The organism is Enterobacter sp. R-1.6.2 (assembly GCF_035064085.1).
Classification (GTDB): Bacteria; Pseudomonadota; Gammaproteobacteria; order Enterobacterales; family Enterobacteriaceae; genus Enterobacter; species Enterobacter asburiae_B.
On sequence record NZ_JASEYI010000093.1, the window covers coordinates 1 to 1,299 of the forward strand.

Annotated in this window: 3 protein-coding genes; 2 read left to right on the forward strand and 1 reads right to left on the reverse strand. The window is 49.7% G+C overall.

The window, feature by feature from the left end; genetic code table 11:
* Window positions 1-199, forward strand: a 199-nt coding sequence (locus QMN93_RS25910) for a hypothetical protein (protein ID WP_204528427.1), incomplete at its 5' end; no start/stop codon positions are given.
* Window positions 200-287: 88 nt separating this feature from the next.
* Complete coding sequence (gene ardK / locus QMN93_RS25915; RefSeq protein WP_016359298.1) at window positions 288-629, forward strand: antirestriction protein ArdAB regulator ArdK; 342 nt, start codon at window positions 288-290, stop codon at window positions 627-629.
* A gap of 14 nt (window positions 630-643) precedes the next feature.
* On the opposite strand, the gene QMN93_RS25920 is transcribed toward ardK, so the two are convergent.
* Window positions 644-1,299: SprT-like domain-containing protein (locus QMN93_RS25920; protein ID WP_323630746.1), on the reverse strand; the 656-nt coding region annotated here is incomplete at its 5' end.

Genomic DNA, 1,299 nt, shown 5'->3' on the forward strand with positions numbered 1-1,299 from the left:
CCTTTTAAAAATATGCCTGTGGATATGTGCATATCATCGCTTACCAGCGCCGCTTCGCGGCTCGGTCAACCCCTCAGAACCGCGAAAACAAGTTTCGCAGTTCTTCACGGTTCATGTTTTAATCCGAGCATGGCGCCAGCACCTTCGCGGCACCATCGAGGCCCGCGCTGCTGCCGCACCGGGCCTCACCCTCAAATAAAATAAAGTTTATAAAAATCGTACTTGTATTGACCCCTGTTTATTCTGAGTATATCCTTTCTGTAACCAAAACTACGGAGGCGCCACAGATGGCTCAGAAAAACAGAATTTCAGAAACAGAATGGAAACAGCTGCTGCCGCAAATGGCTTCCTTTGCACACATCACAACAGATATTGGCTATTCCGTGCTTGTCAAAGGTGAGAAATCATCAGACGTAGCCATGCGAGTAGGCCGTTCCAAGCAAAACATTTCCAGCACCGTTAAGCGAATCTGGGATTTGTACCAGAACACCACTCTTAAAGCCGAGAACGGCGAACCATTAAAATTAGTTCAGGTCTGGATACCAGCAAGCCTTGCTGAAACTGTTTTAAAAGAAGCCGCGAAGTACAGCATTAATAACATCACGACCTCGGAAATGGAAAAAAAATAAAGTCCGAAAGGACTTTATTTTAAGACTACTAACGCGGCTTTATTACAGTGCTCGCCACCACAGTAAACCACTATCCCCGGTTTACCCCAGAGATTGATATGACACACCGGGCAGCTGTACTTTTCCCGGTTTGTTTTGTTCACCGGTGCTTCAGGCGGTGGGGTTACAAATCGCATGGCCTCTATGATCTCGTCGTCGAGTTCAACCGGGTCGCGCCCTTCCTCCACCTCCTGTTCGTGTTCGCTATCATCTTCCTCGTCGTCAATATAGCCTTTTCCTGTAGGGCTTAGCACAGCGCCAGGCTTAGGCTGGTAAGGCGGAAACCTGTCCATCCAGGAAAGCTGGAAATGGCCTGTCAGCAGTTCATCACAGGCCATATCGAAAGGGCCACCGGCAATAATATAATGGGTCATGCTCTGGCCCACTTTCCTGCCTCCCGGTTCGCCGGTATCAGAAGGCATTAGTCCTACCCGTTCCATCCGGGCCGCCCACTGTTTGTTGTGATAGCCACGGCGGCCAGGCTCGCCAAAATGGAATTGCCACTGATGAACCATCTCATGCACCAGTGTTGAAAGCGTGGCCTTTATGGTTCTGATCGAGAAATACACCGGATTCATAGCGATCTCGTCTACCGTGTACCCACTCTCACGGCCGACGAAACGCTTAAAGG